Raw genomic sequence first — 23,523 nt, forward strand, 5'->3', positions numbered from 1 at the left:
AGAACGGGCAGGATGCCCGTGCGCCCGGCGCCGCCGCCAGCTCGGCTCTTGATGGCGACAAGCCTGCCCCGGATAATCCATGCGCGCCTGTATCCCCGGAAACCTCCACACAGTACAGCCGCCTGATCCAGCTTGACCTCGGCCCATAGTCCTGCTGCCGTAACGGTATGAGGCGGGCCATGGCGGCCTGTGCAGGGGAGGCGGCATTGGGCATTCTTTCGCGGATTTTCGGGCGGGGCGCGGCAAAGCCTGCCGTCGAGGCGCAAAGGGACGAGGTGGAGGGGGACGATGAATCCTGGCTCGTCAACGCCTATGCCACCTTGCGGGAAGTGCCGCCGCTCGACTTCCCGCACCGGCTGATCAACCGGCGCGATCTGTCGGATCCCGAGATGGCGGGGCATCTCGAAGGCTTTGCCGGCTATGTCATGGGCCGGGGTGATGGCCGGATGACCGCGCAGCGTTATCATCTGTGGCGCCACATCCAGCGCGTGCGCAACCAGGCGAGCTTTACCGTCGCCGACGAGGATTTGCCGGCGATGGGGGCCTGGGCACGCCGGGCCAATGCCGTGCTGTTCTTTCCGGACGGTTCGGTGCGCGATGCCGACATGAATGCCTTGATCACCGCGGACGGCAGCACGGATACCGCCGCCGCCTTGCCCTATCCGCCGGACGCCTTGGAGCGGCGGACGCGCACGCTTGCAGCGCTGGAAGGTTTCACTCCGAAGCCGCCGGCCAGCATGCCCCCGTCGCTCGGCATCGGGGAAGTCGAGCTGCGGCCGGCGGGCGAGGTGCTGGCTCGGGCGCTCGGCCTGATCTGCGTGGCGACTCAGGGCGAGTCGATGGGCAAGGGAGACGGCAGCCTCCTGACGAAATTGCGCGAGCGCAATCCGGCCGGCATTGCCGCGCTGACCCCCAGAGAGCAGGCTTTCATGCTGGCCGAAGCGCCGGACAACCAGACCACCGTTGCCATGGGCTGGCGTTACGAGGCAGTCAATATTCTGGCTTGGGCGCTTTCGATCGACGGCATCGAACCCGGGCCGGCGGACAGGATCGTTGACGCCGGAACCCTTACTTTGGCCATGCTGAAGAGCGCCCAGGACAAGGACCTGCCCGCACGTGTCAGCCTGCGGCCGGCTGCCGAGATTCTCGATGCCCTCGATCTTGCCTGGCGCCAGCACTGGATTGTCAGGCAGGCTCGGCAGAATGGCACCGAGCCGGTGGGCCTCGACGGCGGCGTGGTGATGGAGCGCCATTTCGCCCTCAACTGGCTGACCGGCTTCCACAACCCGCCCGGCACGCTTTGGGACGATACGGATACGCCGAGCTGAAAGTGATGATGCCCGTGCCTTCTCGAAAACGCCGTCACCCCATCCTGTCGATATCCCGCCGCAGCACGATGGCGGTGGTGAGGTCGTCGACATCCTCGAGCAGGGCGACGCTGTCGCGGATGGTGTTGAGGCGGCCGATCGAGGGGGCCTCGACCTCGACCACGAGGTCGAGCTGGCCGCCGATCGAGGAGACCCGCCGCACTTCGGGATAGGCGGCAAGCTGGTCCAGCACGCGGGGCGCGGGCGTGCGCACCAGATTGATCATCAGGAAGGCGCCGACCGCGCCGTCTTCGAGCGTGCCGACATCGGCGCGGTAGCCGCGGATGATGCCGGCTTTTTCCAGCATCAGCACGCGCTCGCTGGTGGCGCTGCGCGACAATCCGATGCGGCCCGCCAGAGTTTTCAGCGGTATCTTGGCATCGCGCGTCAGGATGCTGAGAATGGCGCGGTCTTTGTCGTCGAGATCCTTCATCGCCGCCCTTCTTAGCCGCCGACCGATTGCCGGTCAAAGCCGGCAAACGTCCGGCCGAACCGGCCGATAAACGGATGCCCCGGCGCGCGGTCCGGGTGAAGCTCGGCACCATCGTAGCCTAGAGCAAAGCGCGGTTACACGTAATCGCTGCTTTGCTCTGACTCATTGTTCCGACGCGTCTTTGCGATTCTTGGTGATTCCAAGAAATCGCAAAACGCTTTGCCGAAAAGCTTTTCCATGACCGATCTCACTCATCCCGCGCCCTCCCTGTCGCTCGCCGAGGCGCAAGCGATTGCGCGGGATTTCTTTGGCGTCGAAGGCGGCATCAGCCCCCTCGCCAGCGAGCGCGACCAGAATTTCCGCATCATCGTGCACGGCGAATCGGGCTTCGTGCTCAAGATCGTCAATGCCAGCGAGCCGCAGGAGCAGAGCGACTTCCAGACCGCCCTGCTCGACCATCTCGCCCAGCATGCGCCCGGTCTTTCCGTACCGCGGCTCAGGCGCGCCAGGGACGGCCAGGCGCTCGCCGTGGTCGAGGCGCAAGGTGGGCCTTTCCGGGCGCGCATGGTCGAATGGCAGCTCGGCGAGCCGCTGGCCAAGGCCGAGCGCACGCTCGAAACCCTCGGCGATCTCGGTCGCGTGCTCGGCGACCTCGACCGCGCCATGCAGGGTTTCATCCATCCTGGTGCGCTCCGCAGCTTCGAATGGGATATCCGCACAGCCGGAGAGGCGCGCCAGCGCCTCGGCTTCGTCACCGATCCGGAAAAGCGAGCCCTGCTGACCCGCTTCCTCGACCGTTTCGATGCGAAGGTGGCGCCGCGCCTGCCCGGGCTGCGCGCTGCCGTCATCCACAACGACGCCAATGACTGGAACGTGCTCGTCGATGCCGACGGCTCGGGCCGCGTCGCCGGGCTGATCGATTTCGGCGATGCCCTGCATTCGTTGCTGATCGCGGAAGTCGCCGTCGCCTGTGCCTATTCGATCCTCGATCTCGACGATCCGATCGGGGCCGCCGCCGCCATCGTCGCCGGCTTCCATGGCGCCTATCCGCTGCAGGAACAGGAGATCGACGTTCTCTTCGACCTGATCGCCATGCGCCTGGTGATCAGCGTGACGATGTCAGCCCAGCGTCACGACAAGATCGCAGACAATCCCTATCTCTCCGTCAGCGAAGCGCCGGCCTGGGCGTTGCTGCAGCGGCTCGATGCCATCAATCCCGTCTTCGCCACCGCGATCCTGCGCCAGGCCTGCGGTTTCGACGCCGCGCCCGGTTCCCGGGCTGCGATCGGCTGGATCCGGGCGGAGGCCAAGGGCTTGCACTCCGTGCTGTCGCAGCATCCGGCTCGCATGCGCAAGGGGCTGGTGCCCTATGGCGATCCGGCCAATCCGATGACCGTGGCCTCCGCCACCGAGGAGCCGGAAAAGGCGACGGCCTGGTGGGATGAACATTGCGCGCGGGAGGGCATCGATCTCGGCATCGGCCCCTGGGGCGAGGAGCGCACCGTCTATACCAGCCCGATGTTCGAATCCCGCCTGGTGGCGGGCACGCGGCGCACGCGCCATCTCGGCCTCGACCTGTTCCTGCCGGCCGGCACCAAATTGTTCACGCCTTTGGCGGCGAGCGTGAAGGAAGTGGTGATCGAGACCGAGGCGCTCGGCTATGGCTGCCTGATCAAGCTCGAACACGCCCCGGAGGGCTGCCCGCCCTTCGTCAGCCTGTGGGGGCATCTGGCGCATGAGGCGGTCGGGCGCCTCAAGCCAGGCGACCGCCTGGAGGCCGGCGATCTCGTCGGCGAAATGGGTGCGCCGGCCGAGAATGGCGGCTGGGCGCCGCATCTGCACCTGCAGCTGTCAACCGCGACCGGCCTTACGGCCACGGAGATACTCGGTGTCGGCGAAGCCCCCTATCTGCCCGTTTGGGCCGAACTCTTCCCCGATCCGGCCGATTTCGCCGGCGTGCCGCCCGAGACCTTCCACCAGACCGGCCGCAGCCGCGAGGCGATCGTGGCCGAGCGCAAGCGTGGCCTCTTGCCCAACCTCTCGATCTCCTACGAGGAGCCGATCAAGTTCGTGCGCGGCGACGGCGTCTGGCTGATCGATGATCGCGGCCGGGCCTATCTCGACTGCTTCAACAATGTCTGCCATCTCGGCCACGCCCATCCTGATGTCGTGGAGGCGCTGGCGCGCCAGGCGGGCATCCTCAATACCAATACGCGCTATCTGCACGACAATATCGTCGAGTATGCCGAAAGGCTCACTGCCACGCTGCCCGACGATCTGACGGTGGCAAGTTTTGCCTGCACCGGCAGCGAGGCCAACAGCCTGATGCTGCGCATGGCCCGCACCCACACCGGCCGGGACGAGGCGATCGTGCTGGACTGGGCCTATCACGGCACGACACAGGCCCTGATCGACCTCAGCCCCTACAAGTACAAGCGCAAGGGCGGCGAGGGTCGCAAGGCGCATGTCTTCGAGGCCGCCATCCCCGACAGCTATCGCGCCCCGGTGGATTGGCCGGTGGCGGAGATCGCCAGCCGCTATGCTGAGAGGGTGGCCGACGAGATCGCCGAAATGAAACGGCAGGGCCGGGCGCCCGGCTTGTTCATGGCCGAATCCATCCCCAGCGTCGCCGGCCAGGTCTTCCTGCCCGAAGGCTATCTGAAGGAAGTCTACGCCATGGTGCGTGCGGCCGGGGGTCTGTGCGTCGCCGACGAGGTGCAGGTCGGCTTCGGGCGCGTCGGCAGCCATTGGTGGGCCTTCGAGCTGCAGGACGTGGTGCCCGACATCGTCACCATGGGCAAGCCGATCGGCAACGGCCATCCGATGGCCGCGGTGGTGACCACCAAGGAGGTTGCCGCTTCCTTCAACAACGGCATGGAATATTTCAACACGTTCGGCGGCAATCCGGTCTCCTGCGCCGTCGGCCTTGCCGTGCTCGACGTGATCGAGCGTGACGGCCTGCGCGCCAATGCCCTCGCCATGGGCGACTATCTCCTGGCGCGCTTCCGCAAGCTGCAGGAGCGGCACGAGATCATCGGCGACGTGCGCGGGCAGGGGCTCTTCCTCGGCATCGAGCTCGTCACCGACCGCAAGACCAAGGCGCCGGCCACCGAATTCGCCCGGGCCGTCAACAACGGCGCGCGCCGGCGTGGTGTGCTGATGGGCACCGAGGGGCCGCATGACAATGTCCTCAAGCTGCGCCCGCCGATGATCTTCGCCAAGGCCGACGCCGATCTCCTCATGGAAGTCCTGGAAGAGACCTTCGATGAGGTGGCGGCGCGGCAATAGGCTGTGAGGAGGCCGGGAAGAACGCGACTGCCTTCTCCCCTTGAGGGAGAAGGTGCCCCGAAGGGGCGGATGAGGGGAGAACCGCAATCTTTTCCAAGCAGCGCCGACACCCCTCATCCGTCATTGCTTTGCAATGCCACCTTCTCCCTCAAGGGGAGAAGGCTTTTGTCATCGCCATCCGCCACCACAACCACCCGGATGCCTCGAATGCATTCGGCAAAAACCAGAGAGGAACCTGCCATGAAGACCAAGAAACTGATGATGCTGCTCGCCGGCGCGGCCATGATCGCCGCCACCGCTGCGGCCCAGGCCGATCAGGTGAAGGTCGGCATCGCCGCCGAACCCTATCCGCCGATCGCCTACAAGAATGCCTCGGGCGAGTGGGAAGGCTTCGCGCTCGACTACGCCAAGGCCGTGTGCAAGACCGCCAAGCTTGATTGCGTGATCACGCCGATGGCCTGGGATGGCATGATGCCGGCGCTGAAATCGGGCAAGATCGACGTGATCTGGGGCTCGATGTCGATCACGCCGGAGCGTCAGAAGCAGATCGCTTTCACCCTTCCGATCTACAACACGCCGTCCGTATTCATCGGCAACAAGGACGACAAGTTCGACTTCGGCTCCGGTGGCCTCGCCGGCAAGAGCATCGGCGCGCAGGTGAGCACCATCCACGCCGCCTATATCGAGAAGGCTCATCCGGAGGCGACGCTGAAGGTTTACAGCCAGCAGGATACCGCCAATTCGGACCTGGCGGCCGGGCGCATCGACCTGATCATCGGCGATGCCGTGGGCATGCAGGGCTTTCTGACCAGCTCGGACGGGGCCTGCTGCGAGGTCAAGGATTTCCCCAAGGATCCGAGCTTCGACACCGGCATCGGCGGCGGCATGCGCAACGACGACACCAAGCTGAAGGCCGCTTTCGACGACGCCATCCGCACCATCTACAAGAGCGGCGAGTTCGAGCCGATGGCCAAGAAATACTTCAAGTTCGAGGTCGGCACGCCGCCGAAGTGAGATAGGCAGAGTGGCCTTCCCGTGTGCACGGACGAGACATCCGCGCACACGGGAATCTGCTTGCCCTCATCCCCGCGCCGCCTTGAAGATGGCGGCCTGCTGCCGCAGGCAGGGTGAGCCGGGCGTATGGCGCGAGGGCAGCATCCAGGAGCCGCCGACGGCAACGATGTTGCGCACCGCGCCATAGGCCGGCAGCAGTGCTGTCTCGATGCCGCCGGTGGTGACGAAGCCCACGCCCTCGAAGATGTTGGCGTAGTCCGCCAGCACTGCGGGGCCGTTGGAGGCCTCCGAGGGATAGTATTTCATCAGCGTATAGCCATATTCACAGGCCTGCATGGTCTCCGAGGCCGTCTGCACCCCGGGGATATGCGGCAGGCCGCTGGCGGCGACCAGCGCCTGCAGGGCTGGCGTGAGGCCGGGGCTGACGGTGAAGTCCGCACCGGCGTCGAGGGCCAGACGCACATGGTTTGCCAGCAGCATGGTGCCGGCACCGAACAGGCAATGAGGATGGCGCGCCTTGGCCGCCTTGAGCGCTGCCGGTGCCTCAGGCGTGCGAAAAAGGATTTCGATCACCGGCGCACCCGCCGCTACCAGGCCATCGATGTCGGCGAGGCTCTCATCCAGATCCTTGATCGCCATGACCGGCAGGATCGGGGTTTCGGCGAGACAGGCCCGCAATTCGGCAATGGTCGTCATCTTTCCTCCAGACCTGTACTTTCCAAACTATAGCGTTTTGCGATTTGACGAAGTCACCTCGAATCGCAAAGACGCGTCGGAACAAAGAGTTAGAGCAAATAGGCGTTCACGCCTGAACGCGTTTTGCTCTAGACAGCATCGCCTCCACCTCGGTCCGGTCGGGCGTGCCCAGCCGCCCGCCGAAGCTGCGGCATTTCAGGGCGGCAGCGACATTGGCGAAGGCGATGGCCTGCGGGATGGGCGCCCCTTCGGCGATGGCGAGGGTGAAGGCGCCGTGGAAGACGTCGCCCGCCGCCAGCGTATCGACCGCCTCGACTGCCGGCGGGCGCAACTGCTCGACCTGGTTCTTGTTACGGTCGAGCCAAAAGCAGCCTTCCGGTCCGGCGGTGACGGCGAGAAAGCCGGTGAAACGTCCGGCCAGCGCATGCAGGGCCGCGCTGGGGCTCGATGCGCCGCTCAGCGCCAGCGCGGCCGGTTCTGAGAAGACGATGTGGGTTGCCAGCGCCGCAAGTTCCGCCGTTACGCCGGCGGGTCCGGTGTCGGCATCGAGCACGGCGGGGCGGCCGGCAGCGCGCGCGGCCTTGAGCACGGCGGCAGCGCCCTCGGGCCAGCGTATGTCGACCAGCGCGGCGTCGGCACGGGCGACCAGTTCGAGCGGCAGCCAGGACGGATCCTGGCCGAGCGCCGGATCGTAATAGGGCACCACCAGCCGCTCGCCATGGCGGTCGACCAGCACGGTCGAGATTGGCGAGCGTGCGCCCTGGGCCCTGCGGATGAAGCGACAGTCGATGCCGGCTGCCGTCAGGTCGGCGACGATACGCTCACCGATGGCATCGTCGCCGACGCGCGAGAGCAGGGCGCTGCGCCCGCCCAGCTTGGCGATCGCGGCGGCGGCGCTGGCGGCCATGCCATGGGCCACCTCGGTTACCCGGCTGGGCAGGACCTTGCCAGGGCCGCTCGGCAGGCTATCGAGCTGGAAGATCGAATCGAAGGAAGAGGCGCCGCAGCACACCACATGCACGATCTTGCCGGCCGATTCGGGCACCGCTCTCTCCCTGTGCGATGAAAACGACGTCATCGAACGAAGGGGGCCGCGGCGCGGTATTCGAGCGGATGATCGCATTTGTCATAGCATTGCCCGGGCCAGCGGTGGAAGGGCGACATCGCCGCCGGTGGCCGCGACTTTTTCGACCGGATGCCATATCGGCCTCGACGCCGGCTAAGCGAAGGCATAGAACCGGCGAATGGCCAAGTTCTTCTATATTCTCGTGCCCTTCGCCATCCTGGCGGTTGCCATCGTGCTCGGCATGGGCCTGCACAACATGCTCAAGGGTGGCGATGGCTGGCGCTCCCAGCGGCTGATGCAGATGCGCGTCCTGCTGCAAGCCGTGGCGATCATCATCATCATGGCGGCGATCTATTTCGCTCACAAATAAGTGAAGAACGTTTTTCAAGACCCACGATATCTTGAATATAGGCTTCATCTTGCATTCACATTTCGCAACGTAACCTTGGTTCTCTTATTAACCGAGGAACGATTCATGTCGAATTTTTTCAAGATTGCCTTAGCTTCATTGGTGATTGCTGCTCCATTGGCGAGCGCTCAAGCGCAAAATTTCTTTCCGCGCCAACAACACCAGCGAGACTGGAGAGAACATCGCCCCGGCACCTGGGGTGGACAGCACCGCGGACCCGACCGCTATCCCAGGGGATGGGGACCAAATCGCCGGCCGGATGGTGCCGGCTATTACCACGGCTATCGCGGCTATCGCGATTACCGGCCGGGCTATCGTCGCCACCGTGACGGCATGTGGTACCCCGTGGCAGCGTTTGCGCTTGGTGCCCTTCTCGGCGGTGCCCTGAGCCAGTGATCCCATGAGGGGCTAGCGGCGGCTTGGTGAGCCGCCGCATGGCCTGTCCCGGTCAATGGCATCGCGCCATGGCTGCCATTAACCTTCCTGCGTTTACCTTTGAGTTACATCCGACCCCTAGGGTCCGCCCGTCCGGTGCCTGTTGGGGATAACGTGGTGCCGGCACAAGGCCCGGCCGGATGCTCTCCTGGCCGGGCCACTAGAGGCATTTCAGCCTCTCCGCTTGCCGGCCCCTGGATTGCGTCGCTGCTCCGGCAATGACAATGATCCCTGAAAGCCAAACAAACTCGGGCAAGCGCAATGGTTCGTCTCAACAAGATCTACACCCGTACCGGCGACGACGGTTCCACCGGGCTCGGCACCGGCGAGCGCCGTTCCAAGGCCGATCTGAGGGTCGAGGCCTATGGCACGGTCGACGAGGCTAATGCCGTGATCGGCCTCGCCCGCCAGCACAGCGCCCGCGAGGACGCCGATGTCGACGCCATGCTCGCCCGCATCCAGAACGATCTGTTCGATCTCGGCGCCGATCTGTGCACGCCCGAGGGCGGCGAGAAGGAAATCACCTGGACGCCGTTGCGCATCGTTCAGGCCCAGGTCGACCGGCTGGAGCAGGAAATAGACGCCATGAATGCCGACCTCGCGCCGCTGAAGAGTTTCGTGCTGCCGGGCGGCACGCCCTGCGCCAGCCATCTGCACATGGCGCGTACCGTCAGCAGGCGAGCGGAACGCGTGATGGTGGCGCTGTCGCAATCGGTGGGCGAACTGGTCTCCGCCGAGGCGCTGGCCTATGTCAACCGCCTCTCCGACCATTTGTTCGTGGCCAGCCGCTACCTCAACCACAAGGCCAGCGGCGACGTGCTCTGGGTGCCTGGTGCGAACAGGTGAGCTCCCCGCCCCCGAGAGGGGAGAAGGCCTTTGCGTGATCTCCCGTCACGTCCACGCAATCATTGCGCGTAATTAATCCGGACCCACCCCATTTCGGCCGGTTTGGCCATCTTTCATTTACCTTGATGAATCATGATCATGGCCATGAAAAAGACAGTCCTGTCCGCCCTTGCGCTGCTCGCCCTCTCCGCTTTGCCGGCGTCGGCCGCCTCCTTCCAACAGTGCCTTTCCGCCATCGGCGCGCGCGCCGGCGCGGCGGGAGTGTCGTCATCGGTGATCAACCGGCAGTTCAGCGGCCTGCAGCCGGACATGACCGTGATCGACGCGATGAACAAGCAGCCCGAGTTCAAGACACCGATCTGGGACTACATGGCCTCGCTGGTCGACGCGCAACGCGTGGCCGACGGCAAGCAGATGCTGTCCAGATATGGCTCGGTGCTCTCGGGCGTGCAGCGGCGCTACGGCGTCGACCCGGCGGTAGTGGTCGCGGTCTGGGGCGTCGAGTCCAATTATGGCGAGAGCAAGGGCACGCGCCCGCTGGTGCAGTCGCTGGCCACGCTTTCCTGCTATGCGGGCCGCCGGCAGGGCTATTTCCAGGGTGAGCTCATCGCCACGCTGAAGATCATCCAGCGCGGCGACGTCAATCCCGATCATCTCGTCGGTTCCTGGGCCGGCGCCTTCGGCAACACCCAGTTCATGCCCTCGACCTTCCTGCGCCTGGCCGTGGATGGTGACGGCGATGGTCGCCGCGACGTGGTCGATTCCGTGCCTGATGCGCTCGCCTCCACCGCCAACTACCTGGCCCGTTCCGGCTGGACCTCCGGCACGCGCTGGGGCTATGAGGTGCGCCTGCCGCCCGGCTTCAAGGCGGGGCTAGCCGGCCGCACCAAGAAGCGCCCGCTCGGTTCCTGGGCCGCGATGGGCGTGACACGCATCGATGGCGCGCCGCTGCAGGGCGGCAATGCCCGGGCTGCGATCCTGTTGCCGGCCGGGCCGCAGGGGCCGGCCTTCGTGGTCTTCCGCAATTTCGATGCGATCTATTCTTACAATGCTGCCGAGTCCTATGCCCTGGCGATCGCCCATCTGTCGGACCGCATCCGGGGCGGCAGCCCCTTCGCGACGCCCTGGCCGACCGACGACCCTGGCCTGTCGCGGGCGCAGCGCAAGGAATTGCAGGCCCTGCTGGCCCGCAAGGGCTATGATATCGGCACGCCCGACGGCTCGATCGGCAACAAGACCATCCAGGCCATCCGCGACGTGCAGCGCCGGCTCGGCCTGCCGGTCACCGGCCACCCTGGGTTGAAGGTGCTGACCGCCCTGAAGCGCGGATGATCGCCAAAAAGCGCCATTTTTCCAGGGGCTAGTTGGCATCAGCCATTATGATGATTGCTTCTGCGGCATCACTTGCCCTAGAATGTCGCCGAGAAAAGTTGTAGAACCGCATCATGTCAGCGACCACAGTCATTCACTTCGATCGTTCCGCCAAGGCGGCCACGCCGGATGCATCGCCCTCGCGCGAGCTTCCCTCCCGCGACCACCAGCGCACGGGCTGCCCGTTCCATGACGTGCGTTCGATGCTGCGCGACGTCGGCTTGAGGCCCACCCGCCAGCGCCTGGCGCTGGGCTGGCTGCTGTTCCAGAAGGGCGATCGGCACATCACCGCCGAGATGCTGCATGACGAGGCCTCCAAGGCCCGTGTGCCGGTCTCGCTCGCCACCGTCTACAACACGCTGCACCAGTTCACCGAAGTCGGCCTGCTGCGCGAATTCGCCGTGGACGGGTCGAAGACCTATTTCGACACCAATGTGCACGAGCACCATCATTATTTCGTCGAAGGCGACAATGAGGTGCTCGACATCCCCGGCGAGGTCAACATGGCCGAGATGCCGCAGGTGCCGGCAGGCTATGAAGTTGCGCGCGTCGACGTGATCGTGCGTCTGCGCCGCAAGGACTGAGGCACCCTCCATCGAGTTTGATGAAACGGCGCGGCTCGACCGCGCCGTTTTCTTTTGCACATCTTCGTTCCAAGCAATCGAGCCCACTGTGGTCTATTGTCGGGCGATCGAACCGAGGGGTGCCGGCGGTGGGCGCATGAATCGCTATCCGATGTTCAATCCGCAGCTGCTGAACAGCTTCGTGTCGGTATGCGACACCATGAGCTTTACCCGTGCGGCGGAGCGCGTATCCCTGTCGCAGTCCACCGTCAGCCAGCAGATCCGTCGGCTGGAGGAGATGCTCGGCAAACCGCTGTTCGAACGTTCCTCGCATCAGGTGCAGCTCACCGAGGAGGGGGTGAAGCTGCTGGGCTATGCCCGGCGCATCATCGCCCTCAACGAGGAGGCGCATGATGCCCTGACGGGCCTGTGGCGCGACGGCGTACTGCGGCTGGGCATGCCCGAGGATTATACCGTGCCCACCGCCGACCTGCTCGCTGTCTTCAGCCGGGAGCACCCGCATCTGCGGCTCGATGTCACCAGCGGCCTGAGCGCGGATCTGCATGCCGCCTATGGCCGCGAGGAACTCGACCTCATCCTGGTCAAGCAGCGCCGCAGCCAGCCGCCACGCGCTGCCCGGCCCGAACCGCTGCTATGGCTGGACAGCCTGGCCCATCCGGCCATCGAGCAGGCGCCGGTGCCGCTGGCGGTGTTCCCGCCCAATGGGCTCTATCGCGAGGAACTATGCCAGGCCCTCGATGATCTCGGCCGACGCTGGCGGGTCGGCTACAGCAGTGCCAGCCTCGGAGCGCTCATGGCGGCGTCGGCCGCCGGCCTCGGCATCACCCTGCTGCCTGCCGGCTGCCGGCTGCCCAGCCATCGCATATTGGGGGAGGCCGAGGGATTGCAGCCGGTGACCGATTTCGAGCTGGCGCTGTATTTCCGCGATGGTGCTGTCGATGCCGTCGTCACCCTGGCAGAGCGGCTGATCACCTTCTGCGGGCTGGAGGCCTAGGGTGCGGAAATCGCCGCTCCCTTCTGCATGAAGATTGGCTATTCATTTGCGCTTCGTGGAGAGCCTCCATCATTGTCGAATCGAATGGTCAGCATTGGCAAATCTCGCTGCCATCGAAATTGGCTCTCCCGTAAATTGGGAGCCCAGACAACCGATCGAAGGCAGGAAAACACCTTGGAAAACCACCAGCAGCCAAGCCTCAGGGCGGTTCTCAGCCACAGCGAAAACCGCAGCGCCGCCTCGGCAGTCATGGGCATGGCCGGTGGCAGCGCCGTGGCTGCGATGGCCGACACCGGCCGCCCAGGCGGCGAATCCGGTGCCACCACGCTGCGAGATCGTCATTATTATCTCCGCGACGTGCGGCTCGAAGAAGGCTTCGAGTATGACGGCGAGACGGTGATCGGCACCCGCACCGCGCTCTACACGCTGGAGATCAAGGACGGCAAGATCGCAGCCCTGCATGCGGCCAACGCCGGGCTGGCCGACGGCCTGCCCCGTTACGGGGCACATGGCCAGCTCCTGCTGCCGGCGATGCGCGACATGCACATCCATCTCGACAAGACTTTCTATGGCGGCCCCTGGCAGGCGCCGCGCCCGCGCCAAGGCAAGACCATCATGGACATGATCGCGCGGGAGCAGAAATTACTGCCCACGCTGTTGCCTGTCGCGCAGCAGCGTGCCGAGGGGCTGATCGCCCTGTTGCAGTCCAAGGGCAGCACGGTGGCGCGTGGCCATTGCAACATCGACCCGATCAGCGGCTTGAAGGCCCTGGAGCATGTGCAGCGGGCGCTGGAGAACCACCAAGGAGATTTCTCCTGCGAGATCGTCGCCTTCCCCCAGCACGGCCTGTTGCACTCCGGGGTCGAGGGGCTGTTGCGCGAGGCGATGACAATGGGTGCCGCCTATGTCGGTGGGCTCGACCCGACCAATGTCGATGGCGCCATGGAAAAATCCCTCGACGCCATGTTCCAGATCGCCCTCGATGCCGGCAAGGGTGTGGACATTCACCTGCATGAGACCAGCCCGGCCGGCGTGGCGGCGATCAACTACATGGTCGATACGGTGGAGAAGAACGCAGCGCTCAAGGGCAAGGTTACCATCAGCCATGCCTTCGCGCTTAGCACGCTCTCGCCACAGGCATTGTCCGAACTCGCCACCCGCTTTGCCGCGCAGGGTATCGCCATCGCCTCGACGGTGCCGATCGGCAGCTTTGTGATGCCGCTGCCGCAACTCAGCGAGAAGGGCGTCTTCGTGATGACCGGCACGGACAGCGTGATCGATCATTGGTCGCCCTTCGGCAGCGGCGACATGCTGGAAAAGGCCAATCTCTACGCCCAGCTCTATGACGGCTCGGACGAGTTCCACCTCTCGCGCGCCTTGTCGATCGCTACCGGCGGCGTGCTGCCGCTGGACGACAGCGGCAAGCGCGCCTGGCCGAAGGCCGGCGACGAGGCGGGTTTCACCCTGGTTCCCGCCAGTTGCTCGGCCGAGGCGGTGGCCCGCATGCCTGCGCGTACGGCCACCTTCCAGCAGGGCCGCATGGTCTATGGCAGCGTCGGCCAGGCCTGAAGGGCCTGAGCCGAAAGCAGCGTTCCTGCCCGACGGGGCCCCGATTTCGTCCCTCATCTTCCGGCAGGAAACACACGCCTGCCGCCGACCCAGGTCTCCGCGACTTTGGTCTTCCAGATCAACTGGGGATCGACGGCAAAGATGTCCTGGTCGACCAGGATGAAATCGGCCCATTTGCCCGGTTCGAGGCTGCCGAGGCTCTTCTCCTGGTGTGCGGCGTAGGCGGCATCCAGGGTGAAGGCGCAGAACGCTTCAACCCGCGTCATCGCCTGCTCGGCGTGCCAGCCGGCGACGGGCTTGCCTTCGTGATCGGTGCGGTTGATAGCCGCGTGCAGGCCGAAGAACGGATCGGCCGATTCCACCGGAAAGTCCGAACCGCCGGCAATCACCGTGCCCTGGTTGAGCACGGTTCGCCAGGCATAGGCGCCGCGGATGCGCTCATGGCCGACCCTGTCTTCCGCCATGTTCATGTCGGAAGTGGCGTGGGTGGGTTGCATCGAGGCGACGAGGCCGAGGCTCTCGAGGCGGGGCAGGTCGGTGAGCGCCAGCACCTGGGCGTGCTCGATGCGGTTGCGCAGATCGCGCCCGCCCACTTTGGCGAAGGCGCCCTCGAAGGCGTCGAGCACTTCGCGATTGCCGGCATCGCCGATGGCGTGAACATTGACCTGGAAGCCGGCCTTCAGTGCCGTCTCGATATCGGCCTGCATCGCCTCGGGTTTCTTGAAAAGCAGGCCGCGATTGCCGGGATCGTCGCTATAGGGCTCGATCAGCGCAGCGCCGCGGCTGCCCAGCGCGCCGTCGGCATAGAGCTTGACACTGCGTACCGTCAACCGGTCCTGGCCATAGCCGAGCAGCGGGCCTCCAGCCGAGACTTTCTTGAAATCCTCGCCGACGCCGCCAACCATGGCGTAGATCCGAGCGGTGAGGCGGCCCTCGTCGGCGAACTTTCTGTAGACATCGATGTCGGCGGCCTCGACGCCGGCGTCATGCGCCCCTGTCAGGCCAAGCCTGGCCATATGAGCGAGGGCGGCGGTGAGATTGGCGGAGCGATCGGCCTCGGTCTTGGCCGGCAGCATCTTGACGACGAGGTCCATGGCCTTGTCGACCAGTACCCCGGTGGGATTGCCCTGCGGATCGCGTTCGAGGCGTCCGCCATCGGGATCCTTGGTGTCCCTGGTGATACCGGCCAAGGCGAGCGCCTTCGAGTTGGCCCAGCCGGCATGGCCGTCGACCCGCTCGAGCCAGACCGGCCTGTCCTTCACCACGGCGTCGAGCTCGGCGGCGTTCGGAAAGCGCCCGAGCTTCCAGATCACCTGGTTCCAGCCGCTGCCGCGAATCCAGGCCGCCTTGGGATTGGCCGCGGCATAGGTACTCACTTGCTTGAGGGCGGCCTTGAGACTGGCGGTCGAAGACAGATCGATCGTCGTCAGCGTTTCGCCGAGGCCGCCGACATGGCCATGCGCATCGATCAGGCCTGGCAGCATCACCTTGCCACGGCCGTCGCGTTTGACGGCACCTGCATGGGCCTTGACCAGTTCCTTGTTCGTGCCGGTGGCGATGACTTTGCCGTCTTCGCCGAAGACCAGAGCGTCGAAGCGGACGAGCTCGCCGTTGCGGACGGTATAGCCCTTGACGTTCTCGATCAGGACCGGCTCAGCCAGCACGGGCGTGGCCACCATGGTGGCGGCCGCAACGAGGGTCGCGAATCCGACCTTCCTCATACCCAGTTCCCCCCTGTACGATTCCCCTCGCGGGCATCATCGGCATGCAGCGGTGGGAGGTAAAGCTCCGGATGGGAAAGGATATGGCGGTGCCCGGCCGGTTCCCGATGCCACGGCGCTCAGCCTTGCCTGCCTTCGTTGCCAGGACGGCCAATGCCGTTGGCGACGAGATCGATCGCCAAAGCGAGGATCATCGCGGCCGCGCCGATCACGAAGAGCAGGCGGTAATTGCCGCCGCTCTGGGCGAAGAGGAAGGACAGGGCATAGGCGGCACCGGCCTGGAACAGGGCGAACCAAACCGTCGCCAGGCTCCAGGCCCGTTTTTGCTGGGCAGGGTGGTGCGGCAGGAGTTCATGGATGCGGCCGATGACCAGCGGCACCGTGCCGGTGACGAAGGCACCCACGATCAAGCTCGAGCCGATCAGCCATGCCTGCCCGGCCATACCGGCAGGCAGCGCTACCGCGACGGCCTCGAGCAGGAAGGCCATGCGCAAGGCCGCGCCGAAGCCGATGCGATCGGCAAGGTGACCGGCCAGCAGAGGGCCGATGGTGGCGCCGATGCCGAAGATGGTCCAATAGAGAGCGCCGACCTCGACGCCTTCACCCAATCCCCGCGCGACGAAATCGACCAGGAAGATCATGTGCGGCACCCAGCCGGCGGCATTGAGGGCGTATTCGGCATAAAGGGCACGCAGGCTTGCCGTTCGCGGGGCATGGCCGGACGCGGCGGGCCGGGCCGTGGCATTCTCGCCGCGCGGCCAACCGCTCCAGGCGGCGGCCATCAGCAGCAGCGAGAGTGCACCGAGGCCAAGCCAGGCCTGCCGCAGTCCCTGCTGCAGGAGCAATGGCACCAGCGTGCCGGATGCGGCAATGCCCGCCCCGATCCCCATGAAGATGGCGCCGCCGGCAAGCCCCCGTCTTGCCGGTGCGATATGGGTGAGGACGGTTGGAGCTGCCAGGACCATCAGCACGCCACCCGCCAGCCCGGCGGCAAAGCGCCAGGCGAAGAACCAGGCAAAGCCGAACGGATAAGAGCAGGCGAAAAAGGTGAGCGTGGCCAGGGCCATCATGGCCCTGAGAGTGGCCACTGTCGAGAAACGCCCGGCCATCGGCCGGCCCATGAGGGCGCCGGCAAGATAGCCAGCCAGGTTGGCGGCGCCGAGATAGGCGGCCGTCGAGGCCTCGAACCAGCGTGCATCGACGATCGCGGGCAGCAGCGGCGTGTAGGCGAAGCGGGCAAGGCCGATGCCGATCAGGCTGGCACAGAAGGCGGACAGAATGGCCCTCCACAGATTGAGGCTGCCCTCCCGGGAATTCCCGCCACGGTCCAAGATGGTGGTGCCGGCCATTCGTCGACCCTCGATTGTCACGCTTGACGACCATACGAGCCTGTATCAATCTATAAAAACGAATATAAAAGATATGAATTATCTCTTTTTGAGATTAGCCAATTGGTGGCGGATGCGACCGGCATGGACATATCCGATCTGAAGGTTTTCGAGGCCGTATCCCGGCTCGGCAGCATGAACCGGGCCGCCCAGGAGCTGAACACCGTCCAATCCAATGTGACGGCTCGCATCCGTACACTCGAACAGGACCTTGGCGTCAGCCTGTTCCAGCGCCATGCGCGCGGTGTCTCCACCACGCCGGCGGGGCAGCGGGTGCTGCCCTTTGTCAGCCGCATCGCCAGGCTGCTCGCGGATGCGCGAATGGCCGCGCAGGACGAGGGCGTGCCGAGTGGCGCCCTGTCGCTCGGCAGCCTGGAAACGACGGCGGCCCTGCGGCTGTCCGGCCTGCTCAGCCGGTTTGCCAAGGCCTACCCCGCCGTCCGGCTCATCCTCGCCACCGGCACTACGCGCAAGCTCGTGGACGAGGTGCTGGCATGCCGCCTCGAAGGTGCCTTCGTTGCCGGCCCCATCAGCCATCCGGAACTGAGCTGGCAGGTGGTCTTCCGGGAAGAGCTCGTCCTCGTCACCGCGCGCAACCATCGCAGCATCGACGAACTGGCTGCGGTCGCGGATCTGAAGACGATCGTGTTCCAGATCGGTTGCTCCTATCGCCAGCGGCTCGAAGCCTTGCTGGCCGAGAGAGGAATCGTGACCGCAAGGCCGCTGGAATTCGGCTCACTGGAAGCGATCATCAGCTGTGTCTCGGCGGGCGTCGGCGTCACCTTGTTGCCGAGAAGCGTCGTGGCTGGCACCTGGCAGGAGGGCAGGATCGCCATCCATGACCTCCCGCCCGGGCGATCCGAGGTCGATACGCTGTTCGTGCGCCGGGCGGATGGCTATGTTTCGAGCGCCCTGTCGGCCTTTCTCGACATGGCGCAAGCGAGCTTCGGCGCGAGCGGCACCTGAAGGCGCCGAGCCATGGACAATGTCGTAACGACCGTGAATACGGCAACGCTTCGACCGTCGTCCTCCGTTCCTAGAGCTTCAGCCAGTCGAGCGTGCCCAGGGAGACCAGGGTAGCAACCAGGATGGTGCCGGCATAGATCAGGCTGTGGCGCCAGCTCTGCAGCGGCGAGCGCTGGCGCAGCAAGGCGGGGCGCGCGAGAATGAAGGCGGCGATCAGCAACGCCACCACCAGGCCGCCATGCTGGATGCCGGTGGCCAGGTCATGCAGGATCACCATCGAGCAGATCAGCAGGGTCGGGAACCAGGCATGCCGGAACTCGGTGCGAAGCTTGGCGAGCAAGGGGGCAAAGGGCTGCATGATATCCTCAAGAGCAAACGTTCGGCCGCGTTCTGAAAGCTGAAGCTGGCGGAGTAGATGCCGATTGCGGCGCGAGCGTGCCGTGTCGATGGTCACACCGCGGAAATAGAGAGGAAACGCGGTGTTCTGCCCCGGAATCGGCCGGCAGCCTTAACAAAGCGTAAAAATCCTATCGATTTTTCTGCCGCTCCCGCCTCCTACCCGTCCGGTGGCAGACCCCGCGATCCGGGCATGGCAGACGTCGCCAAATAGGCAGTAGCGGCCTGACTGGAATCCTTCTATAAACGCACCATCCCGCGCCGCACAAATCGCCTCGCGAGCGCGAATTCCGCTGACCTATCATAGGCTTGGGGACGCTCCCCGGCCTTTTTCAGGGAACCTGCCATGGCCTCTCTCGACAGCTTCAAAGCCCGCAAGACACTTCAGGTGGGCTCGAAGACCTATACCTATTATTCCTTGAAGGCAGCGGAAGCGAACGGTCTTCCCGGCATTTCTGCCTTGCCGGTCTCCATGAAGGTCCTGCTCGAGAACCTCCTGCGCTTCGAGGATGGCCGCAGCGTTTCCAAGGGCGACATCGAAGCCATCGCCGCCTTCCTCACCAATCGCGGCAAGGCCGAGCGCGAGATCGCCTTCCGCCCCGCCCGCGTGCTGATGCAGGACTTCACCGGCGTGCCGGCCGTGGTCGACCTTGCCGCCATGCGTGACGCCATGAAGGCGCTGGGCGGCGATCCCACCCGCATCAACCCGCTGGTGCCGGTGGACCTGGTCATCGACCACTCCGTCGTCGTCGACTATTTCGGCAACAACGACGCCTTCAAGAACAATGTCGCCCGCGAATATGAACAGAACCAGGAGCGCTACCGCTTCCTGAAATGGGGCCAGTCGGCCTTCGACAATTTCCGCGTGGTGCCGCCGGGCACCGGCATCTGCCACCAGGTCAATCTCGAATATCTGGCCCAGACGGTGTGGACCAAGGAAGAGGACGGTGTCACCGTCGCCTATCCCGACACGCTGGTGGGCACCGACAGCCACACCACCATGGTCAACGGCCTGGGCGTGCTCGGCTGGGGCGTCGGCGGCATCGAGGCCGAGGCCTCCATGCTCGGCCAGCCCAATTCGATGCTGATCCCCGAAGTCATCGGCTTCCGCCTCACCGGCAAGCTGCCGGCCGGCGTCACCGCCACCGACCTCGTGCTCACCGTCACCCAGATGCTGCGCAAGAAGGGCGTGGTCGGCAAGTTTGTGGAGTTCTTCGGCCAGGGCCTCGACGCCATGACGCTGGAGGACAAGGCCACCATCGCCAACATGGCGCCGGAATATGGCGCGACCTGCGGCTTCTTCCCTGTCGATGCCGAGACGCTGCGCTATCTCGACAAATCGGGCCGCGACGCCGACCGCATCGCGCTGGTCGAGGCCTATTCCAAGGAACAGGGTATGTTCCGCACCGCGGCGAGCTTCGATCCGGTGTTCACCGACATCCTCGAGCTCGACCTCGCCACCGTGCTGCCTTCGCTGGCCGGTCCCAAGCGCCCGCAGGACCGCGTGCTGCTCTCCGATGCCAAGGCCGGCTTCCTCGCCGCGCTGGAAGGCGAGTTCAAGAAGCCAGGCGAGGCCGGCAAGACCCAGGCCGTCGCCGGCACCGACTATGGCATCGGCCACGGCGCGGTGACGATCGCTGCCATCACCTCCTGCACCAACACCTCCAATCCCTCCGTGCTGGTCGCGGCCGGCCTGCTCGCCCGCAAGGCGGCGGCCAAGGGCCTGAAGTCCAAGCCCTGGGTCAAGACCTCGCTCGCCCCGGGATCGCAGGTGGTGGAAGCCTATCTCAGCCAGTCCGGCCTGCAGAAGGACCTCGATGCCCTCGGCTTCAACCTGGTGGGCTTCGGCTGCACCACCTGCATCGGCAATTCGGGCCCGCTGCCCGAGCCGATCTCGGAGGCCGTCAACAAGGGTGACATCGTCGCTGCCGCGGTGCTCTCGGGCAACCGCAACTTCGAGGGCCGCGTCAATCCGGACGTCAAGGCCAACTATTTGGCCTCGCCCCCGCTGGTGGTCGCCTATGCGCTGGCCGGCTCCCTGCAGGTCGATCTCACGCTGGAGCCGCTCGGCATCGGCAGCGACGGCAAGCCCGTCTTCCTCGCCGACATCTGGCCCGATGGTGCCGAGATTCAGGCGGTGATCGACGAATTCGTCACCCAGGCGATGTTCAAGTCCAAATATGCGGACGTCTTCAAGGGCGACGAGAACTGGCAGAAGATCTCGGCCCCGGCCGGGCAGACCTATGCCTGGGACGAGCGTTCGACCTATGTGCAGAACCCACCCTATTTCGACGGTATGACCAAGACGCCGGTGCCGCCCACCGACGTGCACAAGGCCCGTGTCCTTGGCCTCTTCCTCGACTCGATCACCACCGACCACATCTCCCCGGCCGGTTCGATCAAGGCGGCGAGCCCGGCGGGCGAATATCTGCGCGACCATCAGGTCCGCCCGGTGGACTTCAACCAGTACGGCACCCGCCGCGGCAACCATCAGGTGATGATGCGCGGTACCTTCGCCAATATCCGCATCAAGAACCAGATGCTGCCGGGCATCGAAGGCGGCCTGTCCATCCATTATCCCGATGGCGTGGAAGCCCCGATCTATGACGTGGCCATGCGTTACAAGGCCGAGGGCGTGCCCCTGGTCGTGTTCGCCGGCAAGGAATACGGCACCGGTTCCTCGCGTGACTGGGCGGCCAAGGGCACCAAGCTGCTCGGCGTGCGCGCCGTGATCGCCCAGAGCTTCGAGCGTATCCACCGCTCCAACCTGGTCGGCATGGGCGTGGTGCCCTTCACCTTCGCCGAAGGCACCTCCTGGCAGACGCTGGGCCTGAAGGGCGACGAGACGGTGACGATCGAGGGTATCGAGACGATCAAGCCGCGCGCCACCATCGAGGCCGAGATCACCTTCGCCGACGGCAAGGTCGTCAAGGTGCCGCTGCTCTGCCGCATCGACACACTGGATGAGCTCGACTACTTCAAGAACGGCGGTATCCTGCAGTTCGTGCTGCGCAACCTGGCGGCATAATCCCGGGAGGGCGGGGGCCTCTCGACGACATGTTTGCATGTCGCGGTATCCGCCCTCTTCCGGTATCCATGCATGGCGGTGTCTCTTGAGATCACCGCCTCGCTCTCTTCTCGACCGTTGTCGTTTCAAGAGCGGACAGGATGTCCGCGCTCCGAGGAGATCCCATGTTCCCCGACAGTCTCATCGCCGGCTACAAGTCTTTCCTCGGTGATCGCTTCTCCCGGGAAAGCCAGCGCTACGAGACGTTGGGAACCACGGGGCAGAGCCCTGAAGTGCTCGTGATCGGCTGTTGTGATTCGCGGGTCTCGCCCGAAGTGATTTTCGACGCCGGACCCGGCGAGCTGTTCGTGGTGCGCAACGTCGCCAATATCGTGCCGCCCTATGAAGCGGGCGGCCAGTTCCACGGCACCAGCGCCGCGCTGGAATTTGCGGTCGAGGCGCTCAAGGTCAAGCATATTGTGATCATGGGCCATGCCAGCTGCGGCGGCATCCGCTCCTTCGCCGAGAAGCGGGCGCCGCTGTCCTCCGGCGACTTCATCGGCAAATGGATGTCGATCATAGCCCCAGCGGTTGATACGCTCGAGGATCCCGGCGAGACGCCGTCGGAAGACTATATCACCCGTCTTGCTTTGGCCGCCGTGGAACAGAGCCTCGCCAATTTGATGACCTTCGGCAGCGTGCGCCGCCGCGTCGATGCCGGCGAATTGCAGCTCCACGGCGCTTATTTCGGCATCGCTTCCGGCCATCTCTTGGTGCGCGATCCCGAGACCCGCCGCTTCGAGGCAGTGGTTGCCGACATCGGCGCGCCGCCTTCCCTGCTGCGCTGCGACTGAGGAGGACGTCGCAGGCGAGACGCCTGCGACCCCGGAATATTGCACCGCCCGCCTAAAGCAGGGCCGGCGTCCTTATATTTTGCTTACGCACCATGCTTAAAATAATACACAATATTTATTTGTGTAATGGATTTGCCATTTCGTAAAATGCCTTCGATGTCAGCCCGCCGAACAATTGCGGCAGGGCAGGATAACGTCCTTATCTTTCCCTCGTCCGACCGAATGCTTTCGCGGGCCGGCGTGAGAACAAGGCATTTTCAGAACCGCTTCCGCCATGTCGCATTCAGTCCCGAAAAAACTGGACATCGTGTCCAGGGTAACCATTCACGTCTTTGCTGCCGAAGTCCTCTTCGCCGCCTTGCTGGCGGCCTGTGGATCGAAGGCTTTTGCGGCGACCTTCGCCGCGCTACTCGCCCTCTTTGCCGTGCTGCAGGCGATGGCGGCGTTCGGGGCTCGTCGCCGGGCACCATCCTCCTCGCTGACGGAATGGGACGGCATCGCCTGGCTGCTGCTGGTGGCGACGGGGGCGCTGCTGTTCCTGCGCTGATCTCGTCTCGGCGAAGCGCGCCCTCACAGCGGCGGCAGGCGGCGCTTCACCGGCTGCGACTTGACGATGGCGGTGTTGGTCTCGGCCTTGTCGATGAGGCGGTCGAGGATCTCGTCGAGCTGTTCGATCGAGCGCAGATGCAGCCGGGCGACGAAGCAGTCGTCGCCGGTGACCTTGTCGCATTCGGAGAATTCCGGGATTTCCTCGATCAGCCTCTGCACCCGGGGCAACTGGCCGGGCAGGGGGCGGATGCGCACGATCGCCTGCAGCGTATAGCCGAGGGCCTGCGGATCGACGTCCACGGTGAAGGCGCGGATCACGCCGCGCTCCTCCAGGCGTCTGAGACGTTCCGAGGTCGAGGGGGAGGACAGGTTCACCCGGCCCGCCAGTTCCTTCAGCGAGATGCGGGCATTCTCGACCAGAATGTCGACGATGCGTTTGTCCACTTCATCAAGCATGATGCCAATCCACGATTTTTCCTTCGTGATTTAGGAGGATGTCATATTGTACCTAATCCTATCCATATAAAACTGCACGGTGCCCGAATAGAATTCAGCCTCCTTTGAGAGGTG

21 protein-coding genes are annotated in these 23,523 nt (G+C 64.9%); 14 read left to right on the forward strand and 7 right to left on the reverse strand.

Going from position 1 to position 23,523, the window contains the following annotated elements; genetic code table 11:
* Window positions 1–179: 179 nt before the first annotated feature.
* On the forward strand, window positions 180–1,328 hold the full coding sequence (locus tag ACTJKX_RS22840; RefSeq protein ID WP_440726623.1) for a DUF4272 domain-containing protein: 1,149 nt from the start codon (window positions 180–182) through the stop codon (window positions 1,326–1,328).
* 34 nt (window positions 1,329–1,362) lie between these two features.
* Here the strand turns inward: ACTJKX_RS22840 and ACTJKX_RS22845 are convergent, their stop codons facing one another.
* The gene (locus ACTJKX_RS22845; RefSeq protein WP_311935732.1) at window positions 1,363–1,800 is read right to left on the reverse strand and encodes an Lrp/AsnC family transcriptional regulator; all 438 of its coding nucleotides are present in this window, start codon (window positions 1,798–1,800) and stop codon (window positions 1,363–1,365) included.
* Between the two features lie 237 nt (window positions 1,801–2,037).
* Between ACTJKX_RS22845 and ACTJKX_RS22850 the strand changes: the two genes are divergently transcribed.
* Window positions 2,038–5,088 (forward strand): aminotransferase class III-fold pyridoxal phosphate-dependent enzyme, encoded by a 3,051-nt coding sequence (locus tag ACTJKX_RS22850; RefSeq protein WP_440726624.1) that lies wholly within the window; start codon window positions 2,038–2,040, stop codon window positions 5,086–5,088.
* A 240-nt stretch (window positions 5,089–5,328) separates the two neighbouring features.
* Window positions 5,329–6,102: a transporter substrate-binding domain-containing protein gene (locus ACTJKX_RS22855; RefSeq protein ID WP_440726625.1), complete on the forward strand. Its 774-nt coding sequence runs from the start codon at window positions 5,329–5,331 to the stop codon at window positions 6,100–6,102.
* Window positions 6,103–6,168: 66 nt separating this feature from the next.
* Here ACTJKX_RS22855 and eda read toward each other — a convergent pair whose 3' ends face one another.
* Window positions 6,169–6,798 carry a bifunctional 4-hydroxy-2-oxoglutarate aldolase/2-dehydro-3-deoxy-phosphogluconate aldolase gene (gene eda, locus ACTJKX_RS22860; RefSeq protein ID WP_440726626.1) on the reverse strand — a complete coding sequence of 210 codons (630 nt, stop codon included), beginning with the start codon at window positions 6,796–6,798 and terminating at the stop codon, window positions 6,169–6,171.
* Between the two features lie 106 nt (window positions 6,799–6,904).
* Window positions 6,905–7,843, reverse strand: a complete 939-nt coding sequence (locus ACTJKX_RS22865) for a PfkB family carbohydrate kinase (RefSeq protein WP_440726627.1) — start codon at window positions 7,841–7,843, stop codon at window positions 6,905–6,907.
* 199 nt (window positions 7,844–8,042) lie between these two features.
* On the opposite strand from ACTJKX_RS22865, the gene ACTJKX_RS22870 reads away from it, so the two are divergent.
* The 7 genes from ACTJKX_RS22870 (at window position 8,043) to ACTJKX_RS22900 (ending at window position 14,072) form a co-directional block, all read left to right on the forward strand.
* Window positions 8,043–8,234 carry a twin transmembrane helix small protein gene (locus tag ACTJKX_RS22870; protein WP_068298234.1) on the forward strand — a complete coding sequence of 64 codons (192 nt, stop codon included), beginning with the start codon at window positions 8,043–8,045 and terminating at the stop codon, window positions 8,232–8,234.
* A 105-nt stretch (window positions 8,235–8,339) separates the two neighbouring features.
* The gene (locus ACTJKX_RS22875) at window positions 8,340–8,669 is read left to right on the forward strand and encodes a hypothetical protein (RefSeq protein WP_376717660.1); all 330 of its coding nucleotides are present in this window, start codon (window positions 8,340–8,342) and stop codon (window positions 8,667–8,669) included.
* Between the two features lie 300 nt (window positions 8,670–8,969).
* Window positions 8,970–9,554 (forward strand): cob(I)yrinic acid a,c-diamide adenosyltransferase, encoded by a 585-nt coding sequence (locus ACTJKX_RS22880; RefSeq protein ID WP_311935749.1) that lies wholly within the window; start codon window positions 8,970–8,972, stop codon window positions 9,552–9,554.
* A gap of 138 nt (window positions 9,555–9,692) precedes the next feature.
* A complete protein-coding gene (locus ACTJKX_RS22885; RefSeq protein WP_376717661.1) occupies window positions 9,693–10,886 on the forward strand; it encodes a lytic murein transglycosylase in 1,194 nt (397 codons plus the stop codon).
* 113 nt (window positions 10,887–10,999) lie between these two features.
* On the forward strand, window positions 11,000–11,509 hold the full coding sequence (gene irrA, locus ACTJKX_RS22890; RefSeq protein ID WP_311935754.1) for an iron response transcriptional regulator IrrA: 510 nt from the start codon (window positions 11,000–11,002) through the stop codon (window positions 11,507–11,509).
* 136 nt (window positions 11,510–11,645) lie between these two features.
* On the forward strand, window positions 11,646–12,503 hold the full coding sequence (locus tag ACTJKX_RS22895) for a LysR family transcriptional regulator (protein ID WP_367625962.1): 858 nt from the start codon (window positions 11,646–11,648) through the stop codon (window positions 12,501–12,503).
* Window positions 12,504–12,677: 174 nt separating this feature from the next.
* The gene (locus tag ACTJKX_RS22900) at window positions 12,678–14,072 is read left to right on the forward strand and encodes an amidohydrolase family protein (protein WP_440726628.1); all 1,395 of its coding nucleotides are present in this window, start codon (window positions 12,678–12,680) and stop codon (window positions 14,070–14,072) included.
* A gap of 53 nt (window positions 14,073–14,125) precedes the next feature.
* Here ACTJKX_RS22900 and ACTJKX_RS22905 read toward each other — a convergent pair whose 3' ends face one another.
* Window positions 14,126–15,793, reverse strand: coding sequence for an amidohydrolase (locus ACTJKX_RS22905; RefSeq protein WP_440726629.1), 1,668 nt, complete (start codon window positions 15,791–15,793; stop codon window positions 14,126–14,128).
* A 119-nt stretch (window positions 15,794–15,912) separates the two neighbouring features.
* The gene (locus ACTJKX_RS22910) at window positions 15,913–17,142 is read right to left on the reverse strand and encodes a YbfB/YjiJ family MFS transporter (protein ID WP_440726630.1); all 1,230 of its coding nucleotides are present in this window, start codon (window positions 17,140–17,142) and stop codon (window positions 15,913–15,915) included.
* 123 nt (window positions 17,143–17,265) lie between these two features.
* On the opposite strand from ACTJKX_RS22910, the gene ACTJKX_RS22915 reads away from it, so the two are divergent.
* On the forward strand, window positions 17,266–18,147 hold the full coding sequence (locus ACTJKX_RS22915; RefSeq protein WP_394312405.1) for a LysR family transcriptional regulator: 882 nt from the start codon (window positions 17,266–17,268) through the stop codon (window positions 18,145–18,147).
* A 70-nt stretch (window positions 18,148–18,217) separates the two neighbouring features.
* Here ACTJKX_RS22915 and ACTJKX_RS22920 read toward each other — a convergent pair whose 3' ends face one another.
* Window positions 18,218–18,505, reverse strand: coding sequence for a hypothetical protein (locus ACTJKX_RS22920; protein WP_311935771.1), 288 nt, complete (start codon window positions 18,503–18,505; stop codon window positions 18,218–18,220).
* A gap of 384 nt (window positions 18,506–18,889) precedes the next feature.
* Here ACTJKX_RS22920 and acnA point away from each other — a divergent pair, with 384 nt between their 5' ends.
* The 3 genes from acnA to ACTJKX_RS22935 all read left to right on the forward strand — a co-directional run bounded on the left by acnA (window position 18,890) and on the right by ACTJKX_RS22935 (window position 22,951).
* Window positions 18,890–21,571: an aconitate hydratase AcnA gene (acnA, locus tag ACTJKX_RS22925; RefSeq protein WP_440726631.1), complete on the forward strand. Its 2,682-nt coding sequence runs from the start codon at window positions 18,890–18,892 to the stop codon at window positions 21,569–21,571.
* 164 nt (window positions 21,572–21,735) lie between these two features.
* Window positions 21,736–22,404 (forward strand): carbonic anhydrase, encoded by a 669-nt coding sequence (locus ACTJKX_RS22930; protein WP_440726632.1) that lies wholly within the window; start codon window positions 21,736–21,738, stop codon window positions 22,402–22,404.
* Window positions 22,405–22,678: 274 nt separating this feature from the next.
* Window positions 22,679–22,951: a hypothetical protein gene (locus tag ACTJKX_RS22935; RefSeq protein ID WP_311935782.1), complete on the forward strand. Its 273-nt coding sequence runs from the start codon at window positions 22,679–22,681 to the stop codon at window positions 22,949–22,951.
* Between the two features lie 23 nt (window positions 22,952–22,974).
* On the opposite strand, the gene ACTJKX_RS22940 is transcribed toward ACTJKX_RS22935, so the two are convergent.
* Window positions 22,975–23,409 carry an Lrp/AsnC family transcriptional regulator gene (locus ACTJKX_RS22940; RefSeq protein ID WP_068298273.1) on the reverse strand — a complete coding sequence of 145 codons (435 nt, stop codon included), beginning with the start codon at window positions 23,407–23,409 and terminating at the stop codon, window positions 22,975–22,977.
* Window positions 23,410–23,523 lie beyond the last annotated feature (114 nt).

The sequence above is a fragment of the Labrys sp. 22185 genome, from assembly GCF_052045555.1.
In the GTDB taxonomy this organism is placed as follows: Bacteria; Pseudomonadota; Alphaproteobacteria; order Rhizobiales; family Labraceae; genus Labrys; species Labrys neptuniae.

What these genes read in the sequence shown, in the direction of transcription:
- ACTJKX_RS22840 (WP_440726623.1), top strand. Translation starts at nt 180, where the DNA reads ATGGCGGCCTGTGCAGGGGAGGCGGCATTGGGCATTCTTTCGCGGATT.
- ACTJKX_RS22845 (WP_311935732.1), bottom strand. Translation starts at nt 1,800, where the DNA reads ATGAAGGATCTCGACGACAAAGACCGCGCCATTCTCAGCATCCTGACG.
- ACTJKX_RS22850 (WP_440726624.1), top strand. Translation starts at nt 2,038, where the DNA reads ATGACCGATCTCACTCATCCCGCGCCCTCCCTGTCGCTCGCCGAGGCG.
- ACTJKX_RS22855 (WP_440726625.1), top strand. Translation starts at nt 5,329, where the DNA reads ATGAAGACCAAGAAACTGATGATGCTGCTCGCCGGCGCGGCCATGATC.
- eda (WP_440726626.1), bottom strand. Translation starts at nt 6,798, where the DNA reads ATGACGACCATTGCCGAATTGCGGGCCTGTCTCGCCGAAACCCCGATC.
- ACTJKX_RS22870 (WP_068298234.1), top strand. Translation starts at nt 8,043, where the DNA reads ATGGCCAAGTTCTTCTATATTCTCGTGCCCTTCGCCATCCTGGCGGTT.
- ACTJKX_RS22875 (WP_376717660.1), top strand. Translation starts at nt 8,340, where the DNA reads ATGTCGAATTTTTTCAAGATTGCCTTAGCTTCATTGGTGATTGCTGCT.
- ACTJKX_RS22880 (WP_311935749.1), top strand. Translation starts at nt 8,970, where the DNA reads ATGGTTCGTCTCAACAAGATCTACACCCGTACCGGCGACGACGGTTCC.
- ACTJKX_RS22885 (WP_376717661.1), top strand. Translation starts at nt 9,693, where the DNA reads ATGGCCATGAAAAAGACAGTCCTGTCCGCCCTTGCGCTGCTCGCCCTC.
- irrA (WP_311935754.1), top strand. Translation starts at nt 11,000, where the DNA reads ATGTCAGCGACCACAGTCATTCACTTCGATCGTTCCGCCAAGGCGGCC.
- ACTJKX_RS22895 (WP_367625962.1), top strand. Translation starts at nt 11,646, where the DNA reads ATGAATCGCTATCCGATGTTCAATCCGCAGCTGCTGAACAGCTTCGTG.
- ACTJKX_RS22905 (WP_440726629.1), bottom strand. Translation starts at nt 15,793, where the DNA reads ATGAGGAAGGTCGGATTCGCGACCCTCGTTGCGGCCGCCACCATGGTG.
- ACTJKX_RS22910 (WP_440726630.1), bottom strand. Translation starts at nt 17,142, where the DNA reads ATGGCCGGCACCACCATCTTGGACCGTGGCGGGAATTCCCGGGAGGGC.
- ACTJKX_RS22915 (WP_394312405.1), top strand. Translation starts at nt 17,266, where the DNA reads ATGGACATATCCGATCTGAAGGTTTTCGAGGCCGTATCCCGGCTCGGC.
- ACTJKX_RS22920 (WP_311935771.1), bottom strand. Translation starts at nt 18,505, where the DNA reads ATGCAGCCCTTTGCCCCCTTGCTCGCCAAGCTTCGCACCGAGTTCCGG.
- acnA (WP_440726631.1), top strand. Translation starts at nt 18,890, where the DNA reads ATGGCCTCTCTCGACAGCTTCAAAGCCCGCAAGACACTTCAGGTGGGC.
- ACTJKX_RS22930 (WP_440726632.1), top strand. Translation starts at nt 21,736, where the DNA reads ATGTTCCCCGACAGTCTCATCGCCGGCTACAAGTCTTTCCTCGGTGAT.
- ACTJKX_RS22935 (WP_311935782.1), top strand. Translation starts at nt 22,679, where the DNA reads ATGTCGCATTCAGTCCCGAAAAAACTGGACATCGTGTCCAGGGTAACC.
- ACTJKX_RS22940 (WP_068298273.1), bottom strand. Translation starts at nt 23,409, where the DNA reads ATGCTTGATGAAGTGGACAAACGCATCGTCGACATTCTGGTCGAGAAT.